Origin of the sequence: Amycolatopsis sp. NPDC059027 (genome assembly GCF_042739735.1) — a bacterium.
In the GTDB taxonomy this organism is placed as follows: domain Bacteria; phylum Actinomycetota; class Actinomycetes; order Mycobacteriales; family Pseudonocardiaceae; genus Amycolatopsis.
Genome location: NZ_JBHYIK010000048.1, coordinates 51406 through 70568, shown reverse-complemented (window position 1 = coordinate 70568; position 19163 = coordinate 51406). Strand labels below are relative to the sequence as shown.

The 19163-nt window shown below is 69.7% G+C and carries 22 protein-coding genes; 12 read left to right on the top strand and 10 right to left on the bottom strand.

What is annotated here, in order from left to right:
• Positions 1-581: 581 nt before the first annotated feature.
• Positions 582-1121, bottom strand: a complete 540-nt coding sequence (locus tag ACFWY9_RS29595) for a GNAT family N-acetyltransferase (RefSeq protein WP_378323822.1) — start codon at positions 1119-1121, stop codon at positions 582-584.
• 181 nt (positions 1122-1302) lie between these two features.
• On the opposite strand from ACFWY9_RS29595, the gene ACFWY9_RS29590 reads away from it, so the two are divergent.
• Entirely contained in the window at positions 1303-1761 is a 459-nt protein-coding gene (locus ACFWY9_RS29590; RefSeq protein ID WP_378323820.1) for a pyridoxamine 5'-phosphate oxidase family protein, read from the top strand.
• Positions 1762-1768: 7 nt separating this feature from the next.
• Here ACFWY9_RS29590 and ACFWY9_RS29585 read toward each other — a convergent pair whose 3' ends face one another.
• A complete protein-coding gene (locus ACFWY9_RS29585; RefSeq protein WP_378323818.1) occupies positions 1769-2674 on the bottom strand; it encodes an LLM class flavin-dependent oxidoreductase in 906 nt (301 codons plus the stop codon).
• A 45-nt stretch (positions 2675-2719) separates the two neighbouring features.
• Positions 2720-3226, bottom strand: coding sequence for a MarR family winged helix-turn-helix transcriptional regulator (locus tag ACFWY9_RS29580; protein ID WP_378323817.1), 507 nt, complete (start codon positions 3224-3226; stop codon positions 2720-2722).
• A gap of 198 nt (positions 3227-3424) precedes the next feature.
• On the opposite strand from ACFWY9_RS29580, the gene ACFWY9_RS29575 reads away from it, so the two are divergent.
• Positions 3425-4336 (top strand): NADP-dependent oxidoreductase, encoded by a 912-nt coding sequence (locus ACFWY9_RS29575; RefSeq protein ID WP_378323815.1) that lies wholly within the window; start codon positions 3425-3427, stop codon positions 4334-4336.
• A gap of 76 nt (positions 4337-4412) precedes the next feature.
• Positions 4413-4811: a PPOX class F420-dependent oxidoreductase gene (locus ACFWY9_RS29570; protein ID WP_378323814.1), complete on the top strand. Its 399-nt coding sequence runs from the start codon at positions 4413-4415 to the stop codon at positions 4809-4811.
• On the opposite strand, the gene ACFWY9_RS29565 is transcribed toward ACFWY9_RS29570, so the two are convergent.
• The gene (locus ACFWY9_RS29565; RefSeq protein ID WP_378323812.1) at positions 4787-5728 is read right to left on the bottom strand and encodes a LysR family transcriptional regulator; all 942 of its coding nucleotides are present in this window, start codon (positions 5726-5728) and stop codon (positions 4787-4789) included. The two genes, ACFWY9_RS29570 and ACFWY9_RS29565, sit on opposite strands and share 25 nt — an antisense overlap.
• A gap of 87 nt (positions 5729-5815) precedes the next feature.
• Here ACFWY9_RS29565 and ACFWY9_RS29560 point away from each other — a divergent pair, with 87 nt between their 5' ends.
• Positions 5816-7150: an aspartate aminotransferase family protein gene (locus ACFWY9_RS29560; protein ID WP_378323811.1), complete on the top strand. Its 1335-nt coding sequence runs from the start codon at positions 5816-5818 to the stop codon at positions 7148-7150.
• Between the two features lie 43 nt (positions 7151-7193).
• On the opposite strand, the gene ACFWY9_RS29555 is transcribed toward ACFWY9_RS29560, so the two are convergent.
• The 3 genes from ACFWY9_RS29555 to ACFWY9_RS29545 form a co-directional block, all read right to left on the bottom strand.
• Positions 7194-7607, bottom strand: coding sequence for an RNHCP domain-containing protein (locus tag ACFWY9_RS29555; RefSeq protein ID WP_378323810.1), 414 nt, complete (start codon positions 7605-7607; stop codon positions 7194-7196).
• Positions 7608-7633: 26 nt separating this feature from the next.
• A complete protein-coding gene (locus ACFWY9_RS29550) occupies positions 7634-8008 on the bottom strand; it encodes an RNHCP domain-containing protein (RefSeq protein ID WP_378323809.1) in 375 nt (124 codons plus the stop codon).
• A gap of 289 nt (positions 8009-8297) precedes the next feature.
• Positions 8298-8765, bottom strand: a complete 468-nt coding sequence (locus ACFWY9_RS29545; RefSeq protein WP_378323808.1) for a MarR family winged helix-turn-helix transcriptional regulator — start codon at positions 8763-8765, stop codon at positions 8298-8300.
• Between the two features lie 59 nt (positions 8766-8824).
• On the opposite strand from ACFWY9_RS29545, the gene ACFWY9_RS29540 reads away from it, so the two are divergent.
• A complete protein-coding gene (locus ACFWY9_RS29540; protein ID WP_378323807.1) occupies positions 8825-9877 on the top strand; it encodes an LLM class flavin-dependent oxidoreductase in 1053 nt (350 codons plus the stop codon).
• 2 nt (positions 9878-9879) lie between these two features.
• Here ACFWY9_RS29540 and ACFWY9_RS29535 read toward each other — a convergent pair whose 3' ends face one another.
• Positions 9880-10467 (bottom strand): TetR/AcrR family transcriptional regulator, encoded by a 588-nt coding sequence (locus ACFWY9_RS29535; protein WP_378324009.1) that lies wholly within the window; start codon positions 10465-10467, stop codon positions 9880-9882.
• Between the two features lie 144 nt (positions 10468-10611).
• Between ACFWY9_RS29535 and ACFWY9_RS29530 the strand changes: the two genes are divergently transcribed.
• Genes ACFWY9_RS29530 through ACFWY9_RS29520 form a run of 3 tightly spaced genes read left to right on the top strand, consistent with a single transcriptional unit; the run spans position 10612 to position 14174 of the window.
• Positions 10612-11961 (top strand): cytochrome P450, encoded by a 1350-nt coding sequence (locus ACFWY9_RS29530; protein ID WP_378340409.1) that lies wholly within the window; start codon positions 10612-10614, stop codon positions 11959-11961.
• A complete protein-coding gene (locus tag ACFWY9_RS29525; protein WP_378323805.1) occupies positions 11958-13433 on the top strand; it encodes a flavin-containing monooxygenase in 1476 nt (491 codons plus the stop codon). The genes ACFWY9_RS29530 and ACFWY9_RS29525 overlap by 4 nt, the downstream gene beginning before the upstream one ends.
• 54 nt (positions 13434-13487) lie before the next feature.
• The gene (locus ACFWY9_RS29520; RefSeq protein WP_378323804.1) at positions 13488-14174 is read left to right on the top strand and encodes a class I SAM-dependent methyltransferase; all 687 of its coding nucleotides are present in this window, start codon (positions 13488-13490) and stop codon (positions 14172-14174) included.
• A gap of 7 nt (positions 14175-14181) precedes the next feature.
• Here ACFWY9_RS29520 and ACFWY9_RS29515 read toward each other — a convergent pair whose 3' ends face one another.
• Positions 14182-15159 carry a pirin family protein gene (locus ACFWY9_RS29515; protein WP_378323803.1) on the bottom strand — a complete coding sequence of 326 codons (978 nt, stop codon included), beginning with the start codon at positions 15157-15159 and terminating at the stop codon, positions 14182-14184.
• Positions 15160-15241: 82 nt separating this feature from the next.
• On the opposite strand from ACFWY9_RS29515, the gene ACFWY9_RS29510 reads away from it, so the two are divergent.
• Both ACFWY9_RS29510 and ACFWY9_RS29505 read left to right on the top strand, forming a co-directional pair.
• Positions 15242-15574, top strand: a complete 333-nt coding sequence (locus ACFWY9_RS29510; RefSeq protein WP_378340408.1) for a GNAT family N-acetyltransferase — start codon at positions 15242-15244, stop codon at positions 15572-15574.
• A gap of 232 nt (positions 15575-15806) precedes the next feature.
• Entirely contained in the window at positions 15807-16613 is an 807-nt protein-coding gene (locus ACFWY9_RS29505) for a S1 family peptidase (protein WP_378323801.1), read from the top strand.
• 73 nt (positions 16614-16686) lie between these two features.
• Here ACFWY9_RS29505 and ACFWY9_RS29500 read toward each other — a convergent pair whose 3' ends face one another.
• Positions 16687-17301, bottom strand: a complete 615-nt coding sequence (locus ACFWY9_RS29500; protein WP_378323800.1) for a TetR/AcrR family transcriptional regulator — start codon at positions 17299-17301, stop codon at positions 16687-16689.
• Between the two features lie 57 nt (positions 17302-17358).
• On the opposite strand from ACFWY9_RS29500, the gene ACFWY9_RS29495 reads away from it, so the two are divergent.
• Complete coding sequence (locus tag ACFWY9_RS29495; RefSeq protein ID WP_378323799.1) at positions 17359-17826, top strand: hypothetical protein; 468 nt, start codon at positions 17359-17361, stop codon at positions 17824-17826.
• A gap of 25 nt (positions 17827-17851) precedes the next feature.
• Positions 17852-19060: a cytochrome P450 gene (locus ACFWY9_RS29490; protein WP_378323798.1), complete on the top strand. Its 1209-nt coding sequence runs from the start codon at positions 17852-17854 to the stop codon at positions 19058-19060.
• Positions 19061-19163 lie beyond the last annotated feature (103 nt).

Below are 19163 nucleotides of genomic sequence, written 5' to 3'. Positions count from 1 at the left end.
GTGTTTTTCGGTTGTGTGCCGCTGTGTGTTCTGGGGGGGGGGGGGGGACCCCCCCCCCCCCCCGACTCACCACCGGCTGCTGCACAAAGCCGACTGGACAGTCCGCATCGCCGAAGACGGACTCCCGGAGTTCATTCCACCAGATTACGTAGATCCCTTACGCACACCCAGAAGAAACATCCTCCACTTACCCAATGCCCTTTGAACCTACGGTGGGCGTGGGTGCCCGGTAGGAGAGGTGGCTACCGAAGCCACTTTTCTCAGCTTGTTCAACTCGTTCGTCTCGGTCCTGGCCCCGGTCGGGTGGGTTTTGGTGCGGCTGCTGGTGAGATGATCTTCGCGCGGATGTTCCGGAACCCGCGTCTCCGGCGCGGTCACGATCGAATACGGCCAGTCGGGGGACAACGCGTCTGCCCGCGCTGTCAGGCATCCATAGAACTCCTGGCGAAACGCGGCCAGGTCCCCGAGCGCCGTCGCGCCCGCGATCATGCACACTGATCACCGCGGCCCTTGAGCCGAACTTCCTTCTGTCGCAAGAGGAATCATCGCCCAGGGCCGCACCCATGATCAACTGGGGTCGTTCATTCACTCGCCGTCTCGTGGTTGACGACACGCTGAGTGGGTGAAGCCAGCGGGCGCGCACGCCACACCACCCCGAGTGCGGGGATTCCGGTCGGACTTGACTCGATCCGCTCCACGGCGAAACCCTCACGCTCGTAGAACACCCCCGCGCGCTCGTTGGCCACGAAATGTTCGATACAAAGCCGATCAACGTCGGCGGGCAGCTGCCTGATGAGCGCATCGAGCAACCGTGGGCCCAGCCCGTACCCGCGGTGCCCGGGATGAACGTAGAGTTTGTAGACCACGTGGTCGGCACCTCTGCGCCCGCGCTGGCCGACACCGACGAACTGCCCGTCGGCCTCGGCGACGACCACGAGACGATCGGCCACCGCCGCGCCCACATGCGTCTCGTTCCACCATCTGCGAACCTGCTCGTCCGCGGCCGCAGCGCCGATCAACGGCGAGTAGTGCGATCGAATGTACGCCTCGCCGAACCGGCAGATCGCTACGACATCGCCGTCCCCGGCCTCCCGCACGATCGGTTCGTCTCTCAACGTCATCGCACGCTCCCTCAACGAACAGCCAACAACCAGACGCCAAGAAGAAGCCAGGTTAAACGACAAGCGCAGCAGGGGCCCGGCGGCACCCGCTGGGCCAGGCTCCTGTCGATCAGCTGGGCGCCGGGGAAGTCGAAGAACTGCGGACTTTGTACGTGGCTTGCGCCGTCGGTACCGTGAGCGCATGACGGCTTGGCGGGACGTCGAACAGGCGGCACCGGAGTTCGCGCGGCGGGTTCGGGCGCTGTTCGACGCGCGTCGGCATCAGACCATGGCCACCTTGCGGGCCGACGGGTCGCCGCGGATCTCCGGGATCGAGGTGGTCTTCGAGGACGGTGAGCTGGTCTTCGGTTCGATGCCGAACGCGCGCAAGGGCGCGGATCTTCGCCGGGATCCGCGCTTCGCCCTGCACAGCGCCACGGTCGACCCGGTCGAAGGTGCCGAAGCGCAGTGGCCCGGTGAGGCGAAGATCTCCGGCCGGGCCCTCATTACCGGACCTACCGGACCGGCTACCGAGGACGGCGACCGCTTCCACGTCGACATCGCCGAGGTGGTGCATACCCACCTCGACGATGAGGCGACGAAGCTCGTCGTCGAGTGGTGGACGCCCTCGCACGGGCTGCGCAGGGCCGAGCGCGAGTAGCCGGACCTCAGGGAAGTTGCGGCATGACCTCCGCGGCGAGGCGCTCCATCTGCTCGGCCTGGTCGAACAGCGGGGTGAACAGGACCAGTTCGGCGCCCGCGTCGATCACCTCGCGCACACCGTCCACACAGTCCTTGGCGGTGCCCGCGACGGCGACGTCCTCGAAGCCGCGCTTGCCGTAGAGCGCGGCCAGTCCGTCGGCGACCCGGGTCTGCGCGCGGGCTGGGTTGTCGTCGACGGCGATGTAGACGCGTTTGGCGATCGGGAAGTCCTGCCGTCCGGCTTCGGCGAGGCCGGCGCGCAGCAGTTTGACCTGCTCGGCGAACTTCGCGGTGGTGGACGAACCCGCGCCGAAGAAGCCGTCGGCGAGCCGGATCGCCCGCGCGAGCGCGTTCGGGTGACTGCCGCCGAACCAGACCGGCGGTCCCGGCTTCTGGAACGGTTTCGGCTCCATGGAGGCGTTCTCCAGCTGCCAGAACCGCCCGTCGAACGTCACCTCCGGCTGGGTCCACAGCTCACGCATCAGCCGCAGGCCCTCGGTGAACCGCGACACCAGGCCCTCGGCCTCGATGCCGAACGCGCCGAAAGCCCGGCCCTTGCCGCCGGTCCCGATGCCGACGTCCAGCCGTCCCCGGCTGAGCTGGTCCAGTGTGCCGAGCTGCTTGGCGAGGTGGACCGGATTGTGCAGGGGAGAGACGAACACCGCGCAGCCGAGCCGGAGCCGCTCGGTGCAGGCGGCGGCGTAGGTCATCGTCTCGATCGGGCTCAGATGCGGCATCGAGCCGAGGACCTGCTCCTGCGTCCAGCCGCTGTCGAAACCGAGTTCCTCGGCGCGCCGCAGGAACGCGCGGAAGCCGGCCGGGTCGAACTCGCCGTCGGCGAAGAACTGGGGGAGGGAAATACCAAAGCGCATACTCGCGACCCTAACTCCGGAACGCGCGCCCCGTGTCGCGACGGATCACGAGCGGCGAGGCGGCGGTGACGTCCGAGCGCAGCGTTCCGCGGTGGCGGCGGTGAGGTTGTGTTCGAGCCGCTCCAGTACATCGAGGGCGGTGTCCCGTTCGCCGGCGGTCAGGCCATCGGCGGTGAGTTCCTCCAGCCGCCGCCAGATCTGTTCGACCTCGCGGCGCAGCGCCAGGCTCGCGGGAGTGGGGGTGACGATGGTGACCCGCCGGTCGTGCGGGCAGGACGTGCGGCGGACGAAACCGGCCCGTTCCAGCCGGGCGACCGTCCTGGTCACGGTCGCCGAGTCGGAACCGAGCACGGCGACGAGGTCCGTCTGGCGCTGCGGGCCCGCGTCCCACAGGTGCATCATCAGCAGTTCCTGCCCGGGATGGAGCCCGGCCTGGCGCAGCAGCTGGCCCGCCAGCATGCGGTGCAGGCGGGCCACCCGGAAGATCGCGTGGCTGATCGGGCCGCCGCGCGCGGTGGGCGGGGCCGCCGCCCCGGGATCCGGCTGCTTCATCGCGATCGACCGTCCTCTCGTCCCGTCGAACTCGCAGGTTACCTGCTCGCGCAGTCATCGGGATGACGTCGGCGCGCGGCCGTACTAACCTTGGCGGTATTCGTGTCCTGGGTCACATTCGTCGCCCGCTCGGAAGAGGTCGCCGGAGTTGCCTGTTCGGACAGGTAAATGCGGAACAGCAGTCGGAAGGGAAGCGGCATGAAGGCGATCACGTTCGACCGGTTCGGTGGCCCCGAGGTGCTCCAGCTGTCCGAAGTGGACATTCCGGAACCCGGGCAGGGCCAGGTGCGGGTCAAGGTCCACGCGGCCGGGGTCAACCCCATCGACGGCAAGATCCGGTCCGGGGCGATGCAGGCGGTGTTCCCCACGACGTTGCCGTCGACGCCGGGCCTGGACGTCGCCGGTGTGGTGGACGCGGTGGGCGAGGGCGTCACCGGGCTGACCGTGGGCCAGGAGGTCGTGGGCTGGGCGGATTCCGGCTCGTACGCGGAGTACGCGCTCGCGACCGTGGTCGCGGCCAAACCGGCCGGGCTCGGCTGGGAGGACGCCGCCACGCTCCCGGTCGCCGGGGAAACCGCGCGACGTGTCCTGCGCGTGCTGGAGGTCGGCGCGGGGGAGACGCTGCTGATCCACGGCGCGGCCGGCGCGGTGGGCAGCCTGGCGGCGCAGCTGGCGGTGGCCCTCGGTGCGACGGTGATCGGCACCGCGAGCGCGGCCAACCACGACTACCTCGCCTCGCTCGGGGCGACCCCGGTCGAGTACGGCGACGGGCTGGTCGATCGCGTGCGTGCGCTGGCACCCCAGGGCATCGACGCGGTGTTCGACGCGGCGGGTCGCGGTGCGCTGCCGGACTCGATCACCCTGCGCGGTGGCACCGGCCGGATCGTCACGATCGCCGATCCCGCCGCGCAGGACCTGGGGATCCCGTTCTCCGGCGGTGGCGACGACCGCAGCAGGGCCGAGGATCTGGCCGAGGTCGTCGAGCGGGCCGCCCGCGGCGAGCTGCGGGTCAGGATCGGCACGGTGTACCCGCTCGCCGACGCCGCCGAAGCCCAACGGGCCAGCGACGGTGGGCACGCGCCCGGCAAGCTCGTCCTGACCGTCGCCTGAAGAAATTCCCCGGCACCGATTCCTTTCCGGTCGTCGTCCGGTCTACCGGGATATGGACGACGAAAGGAACAGCCCGATGACCGCGCACCTCACCGACCTGGCCCGGGAACTGCTCGACGGCCCGCACGCCGCGATGATCGCGACCTCGAACGCCGACGGGCGTCCGCAGTCCTCGGTGATCTTCGTCAAGCGGGAGGGCGACACGGTCGTGTTCAGCACCATCGAAGGGCGGCTCAAGACCCGCAACATGCGCCGCGACCCGCGGGTCAGCCTGCTCGTACTGGGCAAGGAAACCGGTCGCTACGTCGAAATCCGCGGCACCGTGGAAATCACCGCGGATCCCGGGAAGACGCTACTGCACGAGATGTACGACCGGTACATGGGCGGGACGACCCCGCCACCGGAGCCCACGGCCGAACGGCTGATCGTCCGGATCACGCCGGAGAAGCTCTACACCTGGCCGCCCGCCGCCTGATCCGGGGCGGCGGGCGCCACGGAGGCGGGTAGCGCCGGGTGGTGCCGGAGCGCGTCGAGAACGAGGTTCACCGCAGCGCGGGGCGGTGAACCTCGCCGGAGCGCGGCGGTGATCGTGCGGGTGACCGGGGTGGCGAGTTCGCGGGTGGCGACGCGGTAGCGGAGATCGACGGCGAGGCTGGGCAGCAGCGCGATCGACAGCCCGGCCTCGACGTGCTGCAGGGTCATCAGGTAGTTGCTGAAGCGGCACACCACCCGCGGCTCGAAACCGGACTGACGGCACAGCCGGATCGCCACGTTCGCCATGTACGACTGCGGCATGTCGAACGCCCACGGCTCGTTCGCGCACGCGGCGAGGTCCACCGGTCCCCGGCCCGCCGTGGGGTGGTCGGCGGGCAGCACGAGCACGATCGGGTCGATGGCCAGCGGGACCACGTCGACGTCCGGGCCGAGCGGCTGCTCGACGAAGTCCGGTGTCGTGATGATGAGATCGGCGTCGCCGACCTGGAGCGCCGGGATGCTCTCGTGCGGTTCCAGTTCCAGCAGTTCGACGTCGAGATGCGGATGCGAGCGCGCGAGCCGGGTCACCGCCGGGACCGCCAGAGTGTGGATCGCGCTCTGGAAGGAGCCCAGCCGCACCAGCCCGACCGGCTCCTCGCCGAGGCTGCGCAGCTCCGCCTCGACGGTGTCCATGTGGTCGAGGATCGCGCGCGCCCGGCGCGCCAGTATCAGCCCGGCCGGGGTCAGCCGCACCCGCCGTCCCGTCCGTTCGAGCAGCCGGGTGCGGGTTTCGCTCTCCAGCACCGCGAGCTGCTGGGACACGCTCGAAGCGCTCAGGTTGGCCGCCTGCGCCACGGCGCGGACGGTGCCCAGGGTGTCGAGCTGGCTCAGCAGGCGGAGCCGCCACGGGTTCAGCATGCCGCCATTGTTGTGCGGTTCTGCCGAACAGCACAGCCGGAATCGTGAGATGGACGCGTCGCTCGGGGTGCCCCTAGCGTCGGAGACATGGCTGCTCCGATCACCGACCCGTCCACCACCGCGACGTTCTGGGCCGACGCCGACCGCCATCTGGTGCGCTACACCGGCGGGGCCGCGTTCACCCGCGAGATCATCGACCATGCCGAGGGGAGCTTCGTCTACACCGAGACCGGTCGGCGGATCCTCGACTTCACCTCCGGGCAGATGAGCGCGATCCTGGGCCACGCGCATCCGGAGATCGTCGCCACCGTGCGGCGCCAGGTGTCCACATTGGACCATCTGTTCAGCGGGATGCTGAGCCGTCCGGTCGTCGACCTCGCCAGGCGGCTCGCGGATTCCCTGCCCGCGCCGCTGGAGAAGGCGCTGCTCCTGACGACCGGCGCCGAGTCGAACGAGGCCGCGATCCGGATGGCGAAGCTCGTCACCGGCGGCCACGAGATCGTTTCGTTCGCCCGTTCCTGGCACGGGATGACGCAGGGCGCCGCCAACGCGACCTACAGCGCGGGCCGTAAGGGTTACGGTCCGGCGGCGCCGGGCAACTTCGCGCTCCCCGTGCCCAACGCCTACCGCCCCGACTTCACCACCCCCGACGGCGAACTCGACTGGCGGCGTCAGCTGGACTTCGGGTTCGAGATGATCGACGCGCAGTCGGTCGGCGCGCTCGCCGCGTGTGTGGTGGAGCCGATCCTCAGCTCGGGCGGGATCATCGAACCGCCGCCCGGGTATTTCGCCGCCCTGCGGGAGAAATGCCGGGAACGCGGGATGCTGCTGATCCTCGACGAGGCGCAGACCGGGCTCTGCCGCACCGGGGCCTGGTACGCCTTCGAACGCGACGGCGTGGTCCCGGACATCCTGACCCTGTCCAAGACGCTCGGCGCCGGGCTGCCGCTCGCCGCCGTGCTCACCAGCGCGGAAATCGAGCAGACGGCCCACGAGCGCGGGTTCCTGTTCCTGACGACCCACGTCGCCGACCCGCTGGTGGCCGCCGTCGGCAACACCGTTCTCGACGTCCTCACGAACGAGCGGCTCGACGAGCGTGCCGCCCGGCTGGGTGTGCTGCTCCGGCAGGGCCTCGACGCGATCGCCGAGCGGCATCCGGTCGTCGGGGACGTCCGCGGCAGGGGCCTGCTCGCCGGTCTCGAACTGGTCACCGACCGGGAGACCAAACGGGGTTCCGACGAACTCGGCGCGGCGGTCACCCGGCGCTGCCTCGACCTCGGCCTGCACATGAACATCGTGCAGCTGCCCGGAATGGGCGGGGTGTTCCGGATCGCGCCGCCGCTGACCGTCACCGAGGAGGAACTCGCGCTCGGTCTGTCCATTCTGGACGAAGCCATCGGCGACGCCGCGGCGGGCCGGTGAATGGCCGGGGCCGCCGAAGGGATCGCTTCGGCGGCCCCGGTTTTCACAGGGTGAGCAGCGTGCGGGTCGCCGCCCTGGTGTCGCGCAACGGCTTGAGCGCGAGCCGCAGCAGCACCAGCGCGTTGTCGTCCCCCGCGATGCGGTTGGCCGACAGCTCGCCGCACGTCAGGCACTGGTGGATGATCAGCCATTCGCCGTCCGGGCGGACCGACATCGACAGTGCCTCCATCCGCCCGCGACAGGACGCGGCCCGGTCACCGGGGACGCGGCGGTCGACGTGCAGGCTGGCCAGACAGTGCGGGCAGTGGTTGCGGTGCGCCGTGCCCGGTGCGTCCGGCGGCACGTCGAGGCGGCACCCGACGCACCGGAACGCGCCGCGGTGCCCGTCGTGGGCGTGGAGGACGTCCTTGTGCCGTTGTGCGCGAGCCCGTTCCTGGCGGTTGTTCCGTCGTGGCATGTCGTTTCCTTTCTGCCGGGCCACGATCACAGGTCGCCGAACACTTCGAGGGGGAACGGCGGCTGGGCCAGCGGGCGCACCGCCATGCGCATCAGGATGAGCTGGTTGTCGTCCGCGCAGATCGGGTTCGCCGTGAGCTCGTCGCAGCGCACGCACCGGTGGATGACCATCCAGTCGCCGCCGCGCGTGACGGCTATCGCGATGGGGGTCATCCGCGCCTGGCAGTCACCCGGGCTGTCGTCGGTGTGGTCGATGACGTGCCGGGAGTGCAGGCATGACGGGCAGTGGTTGCGCCGCGTGCCGTCGGCGGCGAAGGCCGACACGGTCAGGCCGCAGCGCACGCAGGCGAAGGTACCGATCTTGAAAGTGTTGTTCTGACGAGTGTTGTCGGTGGTGGACACCGCGATGCTCCTTGCTGAAAAGGTACGGGAACAGCAAGAGCAGGCCGAGCGGCCGCGCGAAGGCCCCGTGACCCGGGAAGAATCCGGGCACGGTCGAGCGGATGAGAGCACCGCGAACGGCGTCCTGGGGACGCGGAGGGTTACGCGGTGAAGCGAGGCGCGCTCGGCGCGAGGCGGGGCATCAACACACTCTTTCTAAGGCACAGGGCTTTGAAGCCGCGGGCCCGGTAGACGAATCCACGATGGACACGGCGAGCATAACGACGACGCGGTGGCACCCGCGAACGAATTACGCCGAGGTGCTGTCCGCGCAGGCGTCCAGGGCGCGGGTCAGCTCGGCGATGTCGAGTCCGTCGAGGTGGTCGACGAAGTGCCGCCGGACGCTGGCGAGGTGTGTCGGGTAGGCCTCTTCGAGGCGGGCGAACCCGCGGTCGGTGAGGACGGCGTTCGCGCCGCGGCCGTCGGACTCCAGCCGGCACCGCTCGACGAACCCGAGCCGCTCCAGCTGGGTGACCAGCCGGGTCATCCCGCTCAACGACATCTCGACGGCCGCGGCCAGCTCGCCCATGCGCAGGCGGCGTTCCGGCGCTTCCGACAGGTGCATCAGCACGCTGTACTCGTGCAGCGACATCCGCTGCTCACGCGCCAGATCCTCGTCGAACGCGCGGTGGATCAGCCGCGCGGCCCGCAGCCAGGTACGGAACAGCGTCTCCTCGGCGGGGGTGAGGGGCTGGGCCGGCCGGGAATAAGAAGGCATGGCGGTAGTGTAGTTGCTTGACGAAGCATCTAACAGCACGATCGACAGGGGAAGACGAGATGGCCAAGAACGTGAAATTCGGGGTGGACACCTTCGGTGACGTCACGGTCGACGCCGCCGGGGAGCGTCTTCCCTACGGACAGGTGATCCGGAACGTGATCGAGGAGGGCGTCCTCGCCGACCGGGTCGGCCTCGACAACTTCGGCGTGGGTGAGCACCATCGCGACGACTACGCGATCTCCGCGCCCGAGGTGGTGCTCGCGGGCATCGCGAGCCGTACCGAGCGTGTCCACCTGAGCACCGCGGTCACCGTGCTCAGCTCGGACGATCCGGTGCGCGTGTTCGAGCGGTTCGCCACGCTCGACGCGATCTCGGGCGGCCGCGCGGAGATCATCCTCGGCCGCGGTTCGTTCACCGAGTCGTTCCCGCTCTTCGGCTACGACCTCGGCGACTACGAACAGCTGTTCTCGGAAAAGCTCGACCTGATGGCGAAGCTGCTCACCGAAGAGCCCGTGACCTGGGAAGGCGAGCTGCGGGCCGCCCTGCGTAACCAGCACGTGTACCCGAAGACCGAGAGCGGGCACATCCGCACCTGGGTCGGTGTCGGCGGCAGCCCGGAGTCGGTGGTCCGCGCGGCGAAGTACGGCTTCCCGCTGGTGCTCGGGATCATCGGTGGCGACCCGGTCCGCTTCGCGTCGTACGTCGACCTCTACCACCGGGCGCTGGACCAGTTCGGCAAGGAGCCGCTGCCGGTGGCCGTGCACTCGCCGGGCTTGGTCGCCGAGACCGACGAAGAGGCGATCGAGACGCTGTGGCCGCACACGCGGGTGATCATGAACCGCATCGGCGCCGAGCGCGGCTGGCCGCCGCTGACGCGGGAGAAGTTCGAGGCCGACGTCCACGAGGGCGCGCTGCACGTCGGTTCGCCGGAGACGGTGGCCAGGAAGATCGCGCGGACCGTCCGGGCACTGGACGCGGACCGCTTCGACCTCAAGTACTCGCAGGGCACGCTGCCGCACGAACGGATGATGACCGGGATCGAGCTGTACGGCACCGAGGTCGTCCCGCGGGTGCGCGAGCTGCTGGCCCAGGAGACCCCCGCGACGGTGTGAGGCTAGGGGCGCGGGCCGAGCAGGGCGATGGTGGCGTGGACGGCGACCTCGGTGAGGTCGCCGATCCGGCCGCCGTCCTCGACGGTGCTCGCGGTCAGCTCGCGTAACCCGCCGAGCAGCATGATCGCGAGCTGCCGCGGTACCGGCCCGATCCCGGCGTCCCGCCATTCGGCGGTGTCGCACAACGTCTGGATCATGACGATGAACGCTTCCATCGTGTCGCGCTGCAGCTGACGGGCCGCGGCGCCGAGTGACGGGACGTCGCGGATCCAGCTCAGCGTGAGCGCGGGCTCGGACTCCGCGCAGGCGATCCACGCCTCGATCGCCTGCCGCGCCTGGCTTTCCCAGTGCGCGCTCCGGTCGACGGCGGCCGCGATCTGCCGCACCATCTCGGCGTTCGCGTCGGCGAGCAGGGCGACGAAACACGCTTCCTTGCTGGAGAAGTGCTCGTAGAACGTCCGGCGCGAAGTGCGCGCGCGGCGGACGATGCCGGCGATGGTGGTGTCCCGGTAGCCGTCCTCGACGATCGACGCGGCGAGGCCGTCGAGCAGCCGCTGGCGGAACTTCCCGGCTTCCTCGGACGCTGGCATCGTCTCGGCATGGCGCTGTCGAGCGGTCGTCACCGGGGTCACGCTATACCTCCCGTCCCCGAGAAGCTCTTGTGCGGCAATGGTACTCCGGCGTACCGTACCGACGGTACGTTGACGTACCACGCCGAGAAGGGTGTCGGCTCGATGACGACTGTCAAGCTTCCTCCTGGCCCTTCGGCGCCGCGCGCCTTCCAGGGCGCGTACGCGCTGACGATGCCGCTGCGCGGGATGCGCCGGCTGCGGGACCGCTACGGCGACGCCTTCACCGTGCACGTCCCGATCTTCGGCCGCGCCGTGGTGATCAGCGATCCCGCCGAGATCAAGCAGCTGTTCATGACCGGCCCCGAGGTCGCCGACAACCTCGAAGTGAACCTCGGCAGAGTGCTCGGCCCTCGCTCGTTCTTCGCGTTGTCCGGCGAGGAGCACCGGCAGCAGCGGAAACTCCTCGTCCCGCCGTTCCACGGCCGCCGTCTCGGCGCCTACGAGAAGATCGTCGAAGCGGAAACGCTGAGTGAAATGGCTTCGTGGCCGGAAGAGCGGCCGTTCGCGACGCTGCCCTCGATGATGCGGATCACGCTCAACGTCATCCTGCGCGCGGTCTTCGGCGCCGAGGGCGCCGAGCTCTCCCGATTGCGCGACCTCTTGCCGCCCTTCGTCACCCTCGGTTCGCGGCTGGCCGTGGTCCCGGTGCCGAAGTTCGGCGAGGCACGGTGGAGCCCGTGGGGCCGGTTCCGGGCGATGCGGCGCGAGTACGACGCGATCGTCGAACGGCTGATCGTCAAGGCGTCCCACGACGAAAACCTCGACGGACGCGACGACGTCCTCGCCCTGATGCTGCAGAGCCGCTACGACGACGGTTCCGCGATGAGCCACGGCGAGATCGCCGATCAGCTGCTCACGCTGCTCACCGCCGGGCACGAGACGACGGCGACGACGCTGGCCTGGGCGGTCGAACGGCTGCGCCGCCATCCGGCGGTGCTGCGTGACCTCGTCGAGGAGACCGACGCGGGCGGCAAGGAGTTCCGGGAGGCGACGATCCTCGAAGTGCAGCGCACCCGGCCGGTCATCGATCTGACGTCGAGGCAGGTCAAGGCCGACAGCCTCCGGCTCGGCCGGTGGACGCTGCCGAAGGGGCACGCGGTGCTGGTCAGCATCGCGCTGATCCACGATGACGAAAGGATCTTCCCGAACGCGCGGGCGTTCGACCCGTCCCGCTTCGTCGGCACGCGGCCGGACCTCTACCAGTGGATCCCGTTCGGTGGCGGGGCCCGGCGATGCATCGGCGCGGCCTTCGCGAACATGGAGCTGAACGTCGTGCTGCGGACGCTGCTGCGCGAGTACACGCTGGTGCCGACGAACGAGCGCGACGAGCGCTGGCATTCGCGCGGGATAGCCTACGCTCCCGGGAAGGGCGGCCTTGCCGTCGTCCGCCGCCGGACCGCCGAGGTGGCGGCGCCTGCTCAAGCCGTCCAGACCCAGGAGGCCGTGCGATGACGACCGAACATGTCGACGTGCTGATCGTCGGAGCTGGGCTCTCCGGCGTCGGCGCGGCACACCACCTCCGCTCGGCCTTCCCGAAGCGGACGTACACGATCCTCGAAGCCCGCGACGCCATCGGCGGGACGTGGGACCTGTTTCGTTACCCGGGCGTGCGATCCGACTCGGACATGCACACGCTCGGCTACCGGTTCCGGCCGTGGACACAGGCGAAGGCGATCGCGGACGGTCCGTCGATCCTGCGCTACGTCCGCGACACCGCGGCCGAGGCGGGCATCGACCGGCACATCCGGTTCGGGCACCGCGTCGTGCGGGCGGAATGGTCCACAGAGGACGCTCGCTGGACCGTGGAAGCCGTCCACGACGGCGAAACCGTGACGCTGACCGCGAACTTCCTGTACCTGTGCAGCGGCTACTACCACTACGACGCGGGCCACACGCCGGAATTCCCCGGCATCGAGCGGTTCGGCGGGACGGTCGTGCATCCCCAGCACTGGCCCGACGACCTTGACCACGCCGGCAAGCAGGTCGTCGTGATCGGCAGTGGCGCCACCGCGGTGACCCTGGTCCCGGCGATGGCGGACAAGGCCGCCCACGTGACGATGCTCCAGCGGTCGCCGACCTACATCATGGCGCTGCCCGCCGAGGACGCGCTCGCCAACCGGCTGCGGAGCCTGCTCGGCGCCCGGCGCGCGTATCCGATCGCGCGGTGGAAGAACGTGCTGAGCCAGACGCTGTTCTACCAGCTCAGCAGGCGGCGCCCGGGGCTGGTGCGTGCGCTGATCCGCCGGGCGAACACCCGGCTGCTGCCGTCCGGCTACGACGTCGACACACATTTCAAGCCGCGCTACCAGCCGTGGGACCAGCGGCTGTGCCTCGTGCCCGACGGCGACCTGTTCCGCGCGATCCGGCGGGGGAGCGCGTCGGTGGCCACCGATCGGATCGCGACGTTCACCGAGTCCGGGCTGCGCCTGGAATCCGGCACCGAACTCGACGCGGACATCGTCGTCACCGCGACCGGGCTGCGGCTGCTGGCCTTCGGCGGCATCCGGCTCGCCGTCGACGGACGCGCGGTCGAACTTCCGGAAACCATGGCGTACAAGGGAATGATGCTGTCCGGCGTACCGAACTTCGCGTTCACGATCGGCTACACGAACGCGTCGTGGACGCTCAAGGCCGACCTCGTCAGCGAATTCGTCGTGCGGTTGCTGCGGTATCTCGACACCCGAGGGTACGACCAGTTCGTCCCGGTCAACGACGACCCGTCGGTCACCGAACAGCCGCTGATGGACTTCGACGCGGGCTACGTGCGGCGTTCCATCGCCGAGTTCCCGCGCGCCGGTTCGCGTGCCCCGTGGCAGCTCGGCATGAGCTACGCGCACGACGTCGTGAACCTGCGGTACGGCAAGATCGACGACGGTGCCCTGCGCTTTTCCCGCCGTCCCGTGCGAGCGGCCGTGCCGCGGTAGCCGAGGGGCCGGAAAAGGGAGCGCTTTCCCGCCGGTGATCAGTATGGTGGCGACATGGACGATCGGCCGATCACGGTGGCACAGCGCAGTTACGAACAGCACGCCGACGAACTCGCGCGGATGGGCACCCGGGAGCGCTTCACCCATATCTTCCGGAACAATCTGTGGGGTTCGGACGATTCGGTGTCCGGACAGGGATCGGAACTCGAACAGACTCGCGAGCTGCGCGTCCGGCTTCCGGAGCTGCTGAGCCGCTTCGGCGTGCGCACGCTGCTCGACCTGCCGTGCGGTGACTTCGGGTGGCTGAGCGGCGTCGATCTCGGCGTGGAACGGTACGTCGGCGGGGACATCGTCGCCGAGCTGGTGGACCGCAACACCGAGCGGTACGGGCGCGACGGCACGCGGGAGTTCCAGGTCCTGGACCTGACCGCGGACCCGCTCCCGAAGGCGGACGCGGTGCTGTGCCGGGACTGCCTGGTGCACTTGAGCTTCGACGACATCCGGCGGGCCGTGGAGAACCTCAAGCGCAGCGGGTCCCGCTACCTGCTGACCACCACGTTCGTCGAGCTGACCACCAACACCGACATCCCGACGGGGGATTGGCGGCCGCTGAACCTGTGCCGGGAGCCGTTCGGTTTCCCCGAGCCGCCGGCCGTCCTCCTCGAAGGCTGCACCGAGGAGGACGGCGCCTACGCGGACAAAGCGCTGGGGCTGTGGGAGATCGGCGACCTCCCGGGCTGAGCGGGCGTCATCCTCGCGTGCGCAGCCGCGCGTGGGGCAGTTCCGGCGCGGCGAGCGTTTCCACCCACTGCGCGGGGAACGCGCCGAACCGGGCTTCGTCCGTGCCGGGGTTCGCCCGCTCCGCCTGCCATTGCTCGCGGTAGGCGGCGATGTCCTCGTGCGATCGGCCGATGAAGTTCCACCACATGACGATTTTCTCGCCCAGCGGTTCGCCACCGAGCAGCAGCACGCGGGCATCGCGGTCCGGTGCCGCCACGAGGTCCAGCCGCAGGCGGCCCGTCGGCTGGTAGATGAGGTGGCCCGGTCCCGCGGTGACACCGGCGGCGCGGACCTCTCCGGTGTCGACGAGCACGCCGTGTTCGAAGGCGGGATCGACGTCGAGCCGCAGCTCCCGGCCCGCGCGCAGGGTGATTTCGGCGCCCAGCAACGGGGTGAACGTGTGCACCGGCGACGAGCTGCCGAGCAGGGAGCCCAGGAAGACGAGCACGCGCGCGCCGTCGTGGTCGACCACGGGCGGTGCGTAGTGCTCGAAGGCGGGCGCGGCGAACCGGTGCCGCTCGGGCAGCGCCACCCACAGCTGAGCGCCGTGCAGGACCTTGGTGGCCGGGGTCGAGTACTCGGAGTGCGCGATGCCGTTGCCCGCGGTCATCAGGTTGACCTCGCCGGGGCGGACGAGCGCGTGGGTGCCGACCGTGTCGCGATGCTCGACCTCGCCGTCGAACAGCCAGGACACCGTCTGCAGCCCGGTGTGCGGATGCCCGGCGACCCGCATCCCGCCGGTGCCGGAGACGTCGTCGGGCCCGTAGTGGTCGGCGAAGCACCAGGCGCCGATGAGCGACCGGGCCCGCTGGGGCAGCGTCCGGCGCACGGTCATCCCGCGCGGCCCGCCGAGCGGCACCTCGCGCGGGGTGAGGACCAGGCCGGGCGCGGTTTCGCCGTCGCCGGCGCAGGTCAGCTCCGCGGGTGTGGTTTCGAGGTTGCTCATCCGCTCTCCTGTGCGCCTGCGGCCGGCGTCGTGCCGGTCTCATGGCCGAGCGTAGCCGCGGGGCCCGGCCTAGGCTGAGGCCATGGCAGAGCAGCAGAACGTCGTGGTCACCCGATCGGCCGAGAAGGACCGGTACGAGATCACCGCCGACGGCGAGGCCGCCGGGTTCGCCGAGTTCCTCGAGCACGAGGGACGGCGGGTCTTCTTCCACACCGAAATCGACGAGCGGTTCGCGGGGCGGGGCCTGGCGAGCGCGCTGATCGCGCGGGCCCTCGAACTCACCCGCGCCGACGGCGGGCGGATCGTGGCGGTCTGCCCGTTCGTCGCGAAGTACGTTGCCCGGCACCACGATTTCGACGACATTCTCGACCCGGCCACCGACGATGTTCTCGCGGCGGTACGGGCGTCCCAATAATGGCCAAGCGGGGAACGGGATTCGCGTTCCCCTACTTTCGTCTCGTGCCGGAGGACCGGGGTAAATCTGTCCACAGAGGATTCTTCCGGCTGATTCCGGTTACGGTTCACGGGGTATTCGATAGTAAAGACCGGTTCCGACGATCGTAGGTACCGAGGTCGTGCGCTCGCCCCCTAACGTCCTCTGCGATCAGGGTGAAAATAACTGACCGCAAGGAAAGGAAGGGGATCTTATGAGGAAACGGTCCATGGTCGCGGGATTGCTGGCCGCGTCCGCCGCGCTTCTCGGTTTCGTCACCCCGGCCGCCGCCGCACCGGCGCCGGACGGCGGGGTGCAGCCGTTCATCATCGGCGGAAGTGACGCGACGGAGACCTATCCGTTCATGGCGTCCATGCAGACCAAGGACGGGCAGCACAACTGCGGTGCTTCGCTGATCGCCGAGCAGTGGCTGGTGTCGGCGGGGCACTGTGTGACCAATCAGGACAACAGCGTCGAGGACCCGGCGCAGTGGCAGTACCGCATCGGCAGCACCGACCGGACCAAGGGTGGCGAGGTCGTCGCGGTGGACAAGTTCATCCCGCATCCGAAGTGGAGCTGGCAGGGGCAGGGGAACTACGACATTTCCCTGGTGCACCTGGCCAAGCCGGTGAAGACGGCCCCCATCTCGATCGCCTCGGCCAAGCCCAAGGAGGGCGCGGCGGTGCGGGAGATCGGCTGGGGTCAGACCTGTCCGACCCGGGGCTGCGGCGAGGCTCCGGTCAAGTTGCAGCAGGTCGACACGAAGATCGCGGCGGCGAGTGCCTGTGGTGACTTCGACGCCAAGACCGAGCTGTGCATGGACAACCAGGGTGGCAAGGTCAGCGCCTGCTACGGCGATTCGGGCGGGCCTGCCGTGGTGAAGGACGGCGACAAGTGGGCGCTGGTCGGCGCGACCAGCCGGGGGCAGACGGCGAACTGCCCGGAGAAGGCCGGTATCTACACCGACGTCACCGCGCACGCGGCCTGGGTCAAGGAGCAGATCGGCGGCTCGAAGAGCTGAGCTGTTCCGGTAACGCACCACGAGGGGCGGGTGTCCTGCTTGCGCGGGGCACCCGCCCTTTTCTCGTGTCCGGTCAGGACGGTCGCTCGACCCGGATGCCGCTGATCAGCTGCCCGATGACTTCGGCGTACTCGGCCCTGATCCTCGGTTTGTCCTCTTCGGACGCTTCGGCGAGTGCCATTCCCGCGGTGCCGAGAATGTGGAAGGTGATGCGGGTCGTCGGTTCGAGGGGCAACGGCCGGACTTCGCCGTTGTCGACGAGTTCCCGCAGGATTTGCTCGATGAAGCCGTAGGCGTACTGCGCCTCGCATTCCTGCCATTCGCGCCAGCCGAGCGCGATGGGCGCCTCCTGCCAGACCACCCGCCCGTAGACCGGGTCACAGCATTGGTCGAGGAATTTCGCCATGGCCGCGAGCGCGGCCTGCCACGGATCCGCCGAGTTCTCCCGCGATTCGGTGACCTGGCGCATCATCCCGGTTTCCAGTTCGTCGAACACCGCCCGGAACAACGACGTCTTGTTCGAGAAGTGGTGGTAGACCGCGCCACGGGTGGCCTGGATGTCGGCCGCGACGTCCTCGAGCGAGGTCCCCGCGAAGCCGTGTTCGGCGAACCGCCGGGTGGCCGCTTCGATCAGCGCGGCCTTGGTCGCCTGCGAGTACTGCTCGCGCCGGCTCTTGACAGAAGGCATGCGCGGAGTATACGACATACGCAGTGTATGTTTCCGACACGGAGTAGGTGCAGGGGTATGTCGTGGAACGAGCTGCACCGCCGCCAGCGGGTGGTCCAGGCGGTGCTGGGGGAAATCGCGGAGTCAGGGCTGCCGGTGATCCCGGCAGGACGGCGGGCCGAACTGGACGCGGAGTTCGGCGGCTTCGACGGGTTCCTGCGGGAGGTGCAGTTCCGGTGGTACCGGGCGTTCGACGCGCGCCTGGACGCCGTGCTGGAGGAGGATCCCGCGGACGTCCACGCGGCGCTCGTCCGGCTGTGGCACGAACTCGCCGCGGTCATGCCCGCGGCGCGGCTGCTCCTGGACGCGTGCACCGGTCATCCGGCGCTGGCCGAGCTGGACGACCATCACCGCGGGCGGCTGTACCAGGCGACCGGGGTCCGCCTGGACCCGGGACGGATCCCGGCGGCGCACCAGGCTCCGCGCCACCGCCGGATGCCGCGGTGGTGCCCTCTCTTCGCCGCCCGTGGCGCGGCCACGGCATGAGGCGAACAGCCTTCAGGAGGCAGCGATGACCGACACGGAACTGCTGTTCAACCCGTTCGAGCCCGGCTTCACCGACGACCCGTACCCGGCGTACCAGCGCATGCGGACGGCCGACCCGGTGCACCAGCACCCGTTCGGCTTCTGGCTCCTCACGGAATACGAGGACGTGGCGGCGATCCTGCGCGCGGGCCTCTCGGTCGACGAGCGGCTGGTCACCGATCCCGAGTTCCGGGCGCAGCACGATCAGCTGAGCGAGGACGGCGTGACCATCCTCAACCTCTCGATGCTGGACCGCGACCCGCCCGACCACACGCGGCTGCGCTCGCTGGTGACGAAGGTGTTCACGCCGCGTTCGGTGGCGGCGATGGAACCCGAGATCACCGGGATCGTCGACTCCCTGCTCGACGGGATCGCCGCCGCCGGATGGGTGGATCTCTCCGAGACGCTGGCGTTCCCGCTGCCGTTCACGGTCATCTCGCGGATGCTCGGCATGCCACCGACCGACCACGAGCGCATCCGCGAGCTGAGCGGCACCCTGGTCCGTTCGCTCGAGGTGGTCGCCGACGAGGAGACCATCCGGGCCATCTCCGAGGCGAGCGACGAGATCGCCGCGCTCATCAGGGAGGTGCTCACCTGGAAACGCGAGCATCCGGCCGACGACCTGCTGAGCGCGCTCATCGCCGCCGAGCACGAGGGGGACAAGCTCGGCGACGACGAGCTGATCGCGCAGGTCGCCCTGCTCTACATCGCCGGGCACGAGACCACGGTCAACCTGATCGCGAACGGGACAGTCGCGCTGCTGCGGAACCCGGATCAGCTCGCGCTGCTGCGCGCCCGGCCGGAGCTGGCGGGCAACGCCGTCGAGGAGTTCCTCCGCTACGACAGCCCGGTGCAGCAGACCCGGCGGGTCACCACCGCGCCGCATGTCGTGCGGGGCAAGGAAATCCCGGCGAACACCTTCGTGCTCGCCTGCCTCGGCTCTGCCAACCGCGACGAGCGGTTCTGGGGCGAGGACGCGAACCTGCTCCGGATCGACCGCGCGGACGCCCGGCAGCACGTCTCGTTCGGGGCCGGTCCGCACCACTGCCTCGGCGCGGCGCTGGCCCGGCTGGAAGGACGTGTCGCGATCGAACGGCTGGTGGGCCGCTTCCCGGACCTCAGGTTCGACGGGGACATCGAGTGGAACGGCCGCATCAACCTGCGCGGCCCGGCAAAACTCCCCGTCGCGGTGTGACACCCGGCGTGGGGGGGTTTGGGGGGGGGTGGGCGAGTCGCGGGGTGAGTGGAGCCAAACTACGGCTCGGGGGGGGGGGGGGGGGGTGTTTATGTGTCTGAAA